Raw genomic sequence first — 6,487 nt, forward strand, 5'->3', positions numbered from 1 at the left:
GTGGAAATCTGTCCGATTTTTTTATGCATGTATCGGGTAACAATGGGAAAGTTTATCCTTCCTCAAAACTCACCTTATTCGCCCGCATAAATTCCTTGATCACGGATACATGAATACATTCTCCCAAATGGATAAATGCGTAATTGTTAATTTTTTTAGTCTTACCATGTGCGACAATCTCTTTATCTTCTATGTCAAAACCTAGGTGTAAATGTTTAGTTCGGCTTTGCATTCCACACACTTTTCCAGAAGAGTCAAAAAGCGGCCCGCCACTTTGTCCTCTTAGTCCGGGAGTACTCATTTCCATTCCGTAGATTTTCCCATTTTGATTCCCCAAAAATCGGGTGAGCATGCCTTCGATGGGAAATCGCGGGGAGCGCATCGCGCCAGTTTTGGTCCATTCTAAAGACTGACTTTGTGCACTCAACTGATAATTTGAAAACTCTGGAAAAGGGAATCCCAGTCTGCATAGCATTGCTCCGGGGCTGATTTCAGAATCCTCCTTTTTAAATTTGGGAACATTGTTGAACAATGTTTTGTCAAAGCCCTCGAATTTGATCAATGCGAGATCAAATTCTGGATGGAGAAAAAACCTCATGTTTTTAATTTGATCCACACAATCTACAAAGGTGATTCGCGTCTCAGACACAGTGTCTGCTTTCAACCCCAGTTTTTTTGCTAAAGAAGATCGTTGACCTCCGCTTAGATCTTTGCCTTGCTGCAAAAAGGAAGTGTATTTTTGATTGATTTGATCTGCTTGAGACAGCCATTGGGCTACATGTTTACACGTTAGCGCATAGCCTTCGTGATTGACGAAAAATAGAGTGGCGGCACCTCTTTGAATCTGAGTACTTCCAAAATTTCTGGAGATGGAATGTATCGCTCTGGTATAGCCGGCGGTTTCGAGAATTGCTTTTTCAAACATTAAAAATTGCTTAGGTAAGGCTTGAAAATAGGGAAAAGCTTTGTCAAAAGTGTTTTTTCAGAATTTTTAAGAAACTATTTTTCTTCGAAATCGATTGAATGCCTGTCGCCCCTTAGATATTTTGGGCTAGCCAAATAAATGTAATAACTTAGCCATCCCTCAGGGATTTTAGGCAAAAGTGGCATGCATAATAGAGGGAATTTTAGGATTCAAACCTATACTCAAATCAAAAATAATTATGAGCAAAATTAAAGTTGGAATAAACGGATTCGGTAGAATCGGACGTTTGGCGTTCAGAGTTGCACAAGAGAGAGAAGATATCCAAGTAGTAGCGATCAATGACTTGATCGACGTAGACTACATGGCTTACATGCTTAAGTATGACTCTACTCACGGTAACTTCAAAGGTACTGTAGAGGTGGTAGACGGCGCATTGGTCGTGAACGGAAATACCATCCGTGTTACTGCTGAGAAAAGCCCAGCTAACCTTAAGTGGGGTGAAGTAGGAGCTGATTATGTAATCGAATCAACCGGTATTTTCTTGACTAAAGAAACTGCACAAGGTCACATCGATGCAGGTGCTAAGAAAGTAGTAATGTCTGCTCCATCTAAAGATGATACGCCGATGTTCGTAATGGGTGTAAACGAAGATTCTTACACTTCTGACATGATTTTCGTGTCTAACGCTTCTTGTACTACAAACTGTTTGGCTCCAATCGCCAAAGTATTGAATGACAACTGGGGAATCGAGGAAGGCTTGATGACTACAGTTCACGCGACTACTGCAACTCAAAAAACTGTTGATGGACCTTCTGCGAAGGACTGGAGAGGTGGACGTGGTGCTGGTCAAAACATCATCCCTTCTTCTACGGGAGCTGCTAAAGCGGTAGGTAAAGTAATTCCTGAGCTTAACGGTAAATTGACTGGTATGGCATTTAGAGTTCCTACTCCTGATGTTTCTGTTGTCGATTTGACAGTTAGATTGAAAAACCCTGCTACTTACGCTGAGGTTTGTGCTAAAATGAAAGAAGTTTCTGAGACTACTATGAAAGGTGTTCTTGGATATACTGAAGATCAGGTTGTTTCTAACGATTTCGTTGGAGATGCTAGAACTTCTATTTTCGATGCAGGCGCTGGTATCCAGCTTTCTGACAAATTCTTGAAAGTAGTTTCTTGGTATGACAACGAGTGGGGTTACTCTAATAAAGTAATCGACTTGGTTAGCTTCATCGCAAGCAAATAATAATTGCATTTGCAATAAACGAAGCCGTTCATGTATGTGGACGGCTTTTTTTTGTTCTGAGGGATCCCGCTTCTAGTGCTATAGTGTATGTTTCCTTATCGTTTTTTCACGCTGCGGCTGAATACTGGGACTGAATACTGTCACTGCGACTAAGCACTTATTTCATTCCCTGAACTCGCAACAAATCATCGGTGGCCTGCAGGATTTTACTTTTGAGAATGGGATTGTAGTCTGGGTTTGCCTCCAAAAAGTCTGAGACGATTTTAGCCGCTCCTGAGGAAGTGTACTGCCCGGCCGTAGCAGATGTCCATCTTTTGGGGAAAAAGATGTCTCCGGTCTTCTGAGTGTCTTCTAGGAGACGAAGAGCAAGTGGAAGATGCTTGATAGCGGATTTCTGATGCAAAGGGTGGTGAATGTAGCCACTAGCTGACAAGACCCAAGATTCCTTCTCACGGTTGGAGGCTTCGCTGAATGATTCGAAGAGCGCATCTCGCTCTGCTTCGTTTTGAGATAAAGCTGGCCTTAGAAAATCAAAACGATCAAGTTTGTCCGGATTGCTGATCCTGGTTCGTTCTTCTGTTAAGATGATGTCAGATTTTGGATGTCCATACATTGCTAATGTCATGGCTAGACTCGTGAAGTTGTCCGGATTGAGTTTCAGGTCTTTGATTTCAAGATCTTTTTTCCAGACTTGATAAAGCTGCTCTTGCCCAGTTTTAGAATATGCAAGACCGCTGTAAAGAGAGAAGATGGTTTTCTTCAGGTTGGTAGGAAGGTCTTCTTGCAATTGATTCCAAAGTTGTGATTCTAATTCAGGAAGAACTTTGTTACGTTGATCTTCGCTCAAATATTTCCAGAAAATGGAATTGATTTCAGATGAAATGAGACGAGCTAAGATCTCATTTTCTTCATTGGCTATTCCCTTTTGAAAAGTCTCAAAAGCTAGAATTGGCGCTATGTTGCCAGCTAAGGTATTTTCAAATAAGTTGATGTAAGATTGTCCGCGCATCACTTCATCTGTCAAGGCTGAAATATTAGCTAGCGAAGCCTTATCGAGTGGGAAAACTCCATAACCAAGCCCATTGCTATTGTAGAGAATAGCAGCTGGCTGTTGTTCTCCGATAGCCTCTTTCAAGTTGAGCGTTTTGCCCGTCATGGCAACGGAGAAGGTCTTGCTTTCCTCAGGATAAAAGAATGTGATGTCAAAAAGCTGCGGCCAAATTTTGTCAGAGCCATCTTCGGCCTTCTGGCTGATTAGAAATGAGCTGATCGAGCCGTCTTTGGCAAGTTCAATTTTGTCGGAGAGGATAGGTCTGCCGGATTGATTTACCCATATTTCACTCCATTGCTGAAGATCCATTTCTGTGTTTTCATCTAGAAGTTCAACCAACTCATTCCAGTCTGCATTGTCATTAGCATAGGTTTTTATGTATTTCTGGATGCCTTTTTGAAATGCCGTTTCACCCATGGCTGTTTCCAGCTGACGCATCATAATCGGGGCTTTATCGTAGATGATGCTGCCATACAGGGATCCAGCATCCTTCAGATTGGCTAGTTTCTGTCGAATTGGGTTTGTACCCTGAGTTCGGTCTTCGCCATAAGCAGACGGATAATGATTTGTAAGAAATGAAAGTTCGTGATTGATATCAGGATAAGTTGGGTTGACTAGTTTGCCAGCCATGAAGTTGGCAAATACTTCTTTCATCCATACATCTTCAAACCAATCCATCGTCACCAAGTCACCAAACCACATATGAGCTGTTTCGTGACCGATAAGCTTTGCCCTGCTAAGTAATTCTGTGTTGGTAGCATTTTCGTCCAGGAAAAGAGAGGATTCGCGGTATTGGATGGCTCCTACATGCTCCATTCCTCCGTATTGAAAAATGGGGATGGTGACAAAATCAAATTTCTGGAATGGGAAAGGGTAGGCGGTATACTCTTCTAGAAATTCTTTCGCTTGTTGATGGAGCGTGAAAAGCTCAGGAATACTGGCGGCTATTTTTTCAGGATTGGTTTCTCTGTGCAGCATCGTTTGAGCGAATTCTGATGCTGATGTTGCTTTTTGAAATTTGCCTGCAACAAAAGAAAACAAATAGGTGCTCATCAGGTCTGACTTGGAAAAGCGATGGGTGACAAATTCGCCATTTTCCTCAGAAGCCATTTCTGGCGCTCCTGCCAAGACTTCCCAGTCTTTAGGAGCTGTGATGGTCAGCGTATAGTTCGCTTTCAAATTTGGTTGATCAAAACATGGGAAAAGCGTGCTTGCCCGATCAGGAACTAGGAGTGTGTATAGAAAATCCTCATTTCTGTTCAGAGATAGCTCTCCGGCGAGGAAATCAATCTCGATAGTGTTGGCGCCTTTTGTAAGTGCTTCCTTGGGGATGATCAGGTGCTGGTCTTTGTGGTTGATTTCAGTTTCCTGACCATTCACCCTTAGCGAAAGTAAATGCGATGATTCCTCATGGAAATCTAATACCAAGGGATGCGATAGGTCAGATATTTCAACTTCCAGAGTTAAATGTGAACGGATGTCCTCTGATTTTTTGGAAGGGATGTTAAAAGATAAACTGTAGTGGATATCCGCAACTTGCTGTTTTCTGTATTGAGCTAACTCGAAAGAGATTCCTGGATTATAGAAATGTACGTCCGATACAGGAGTCTTGCATGAAGAGAATGTCAAAACAAAGCCAAAAAGCAGAAAGAGGTGTTTCATATTCCAACAATCAGCATATTTTGGAGGATTCGCAAGGTGAATTCCACTGGAGATGTATGTATGAGATCACATTCTCGTCACGTCTGATTTTTTAATATAGGCGCTTTTATCTTTCCAGTCCACCTCATACCAGATGTCTTTGCTGGATTTGATGTGTACACGATGCCCTGGTTCTACCATTTCTATCAGCTCACCACCCGCAGATGGCTTGCTTACAATAAACGTCGGGCTGCTGGTGATAAGACCTGTGCGCGGACCATTCAAGAAATTATTGGCCAGAAAGATTAAAACAATCAGCAGGATAGTAGGCCAGAAAGTTTGGGTTTTTTCTGTTTTACGACCAGTTATCCAACTTGTCACAATAGAGAGTACCAAGAAAAATGATAAAATGCCCACAATATAATCTTGGTATTCTGTAAGAAATATAAGGAAGCGTTGCCCGTCACTCACCTCGTAGCCGACAAGCGTGCTCTGGCCCGTTAGACTTTTGATCTTGGTAATGGCTTGTGAGTTCGGTTCCAGATCGTAGTATTTACTTAGGTAAAGCGTAGCTCGTTCATTATCTCCAATACCCTCGGTGATGAAGGCCATTTTCAGCAACATTGCCGGTGAATAAATCCCAGATTGGTAGTTAGAATCGTAAATTTCCATTGCTTCCTTGTAGCTTCTAGCATTGAACAAAGAATCTGCTTTATTTAAGTCAATTACATCTGCTTGACAATGAATACTTTGTAGAGATATCGATAAAAATATCAAAAGTTTTGTGAGAAAGATTGATTTCACGTTTGGCATTTAAAATTTGTCCCCTTATTTTTGCAGTCCAATAACGGCAATGATCTGGCAAAAAGCAAGGCTAGGGAGTCAATTTGAAAGGTTTAAAGAGACCATTTTATGGTTAAAATTTCTGAAAATTTTCAGAGCGATATGTGTCGGAAGGTTGACTTCTGGTGCTGATCGTAGAGATAAAATAAAAGTGAATAACGATTCACTAAAGAATATACAGAGTAATGATTCCTTAGCTCAGCTGGTAGAGCAATACACTTTTAATGTATGGGTCCTGGGTTCGAGCCCCAGAGGGATCACAGTAAAAATTAACTTACAAGGAGTTAAAAAAGGAAGTTTCGGGGTGTAGCGTAGCCCGGTATCGCGCCTCGTTTGGGACGAGGAGGTCGTAGGTTCGAATCCTGCCACCCCGACTTTATTATTTCTGTAATGTCACCAGTATTTACTTACCGACATTACTTATCCGGTCCTGTAGCTCAACCGGATAGAGCAACTGCCTTCTAAGCAGTAGGTTTCAGGTTCGAGTCCTGACAGGATCACAATTCAAAAGCGGAATTACGTTCCGCTTTTTATTTTATTAAGTACCGATTCATTAGCTCATCCCGATAGCTATCGGGAGGGTCCTAGTACTGATAACGAGTTAAATAAAAGTGGATAACGATTCACTAAAGAACAATAAAGTAATGATTCCTTAGCTCAGCTGGTAGAGCAATACACTTTTAATGTATGGGTCCTGGGTTCGAGCCCCAGAGGGATCACAAGAAAGCAGTCCAAATGGGCTGCTTTTCTTATTTTTAGGCAATCTGTTTTTTTAGCATGGCCA

4 protein-coding genes and 4 tRNA genes are annotated in these 6,487 nt (G+C 41.7%); 5 read left to right on the top strand and 3 right to left on the bottom strand.

Annotation, left to right across the window (positions count from 1 at the left end):
* Positions 1–52 precede the first annotated feature (52 nt).
* Entirely contained in the window at positions 53–925 is an 873-nt protein-coding gene (locus tag BM291_RS19835; RefSeq protein WP_092901041.1) for a S1 family peptidase, read from the bottom strand.
* Between the two features lie 238 nt (positions 926–1,163).
* On the opposite strand from BM291_RS19835, the gene gap reads away from it, so the two are divergent.
* Positions 1,164–2,168 (top strand): type I glyceraldehyde-3-phosphate dehydrogenase, encoded by a 1,005-nt coding sequence (gap, locus tag BM291_RS19840; RefSeq protein ID WP_092901044.1) that lies wholly within the window; start codon positions 1,164–1,166, stop codon positions 2,166–2,168.
* A 157-nt stretch (positions 2,169–2,325) separates the two neighbouring features.
* Here gap and BM291_RS19845 read toward each other — a convergent pair whose 3' ends face one another.
* Together BM291_RS19845 and BM291_RS19850 are read right to left on the bottom strand one after the other, a co-directional pair.
* Entirely contained in the window at positions 2,326–4,881 is a 2,556-nt protein-coding gene (locus BM291_RS19845; RefSeq protein ID WP_092901047.1) for a M1 family metallopeptidase, read from the bottom strand.
* Between the two features lie 66 nt (positions 4,882–4,947).
* The gene (locus tag BM291_RS19850) at positions 4,948–5,673 is read right to left on the bottom strand and encodes a tetratricopeptide repeat protein (protein WP_092901050.1); all 726 of its coding nucleotides are present in this window, start codon (positions 5,671–5,673) and stop codon (positions 4,948–4,950) included.
* A gap of 217 nt (positions 5,674–5,890) precedes the next feature.
* Here BM291_RS19850 and BM291_RS19855 point away from each other — a divergent pair.
* From BM291_RS19855 to BM291_RS19870, 4 genes are all read left to right on the top strand, one after another.
* A tRNA-Lys gene (locus BM291_RS19855) sits at positions 5,891–5,963 on the top strand.
* A gap of 40 nt (positions 5,964–6,003) precedes the next feature.
* Positions 6,004–6,077, top strand: a tRNA-Pro gene (locus BM291_RS19860).
* A gap of 52 nt (positions 6,078–6,129) precedes the next feature.
* Positions 6,130–6,203 (top strand) — tRNA-Arg (locus tag BM291_RS19865).
* Between the two features lie 146 nt (positions 6,204–6,349).
* Positions 6,350–6,422, top strand: a tRNA-Lys gene (locus BM291_RS19870).
* The last annotated feature ends 65 nt before the right edge of the window (positions 6,423–6,487 follow it).

This window comes from Algoriphagus aquimarinus (genome assembly GCF_900112005.1).
GTDB classification, from domain to species: Bacteria; Bacteroidota; Bacteroidia; order Cytophagales; family Cyclobacteriaceae; genus Algoriphagus; species Algoriphagus aquimarinus.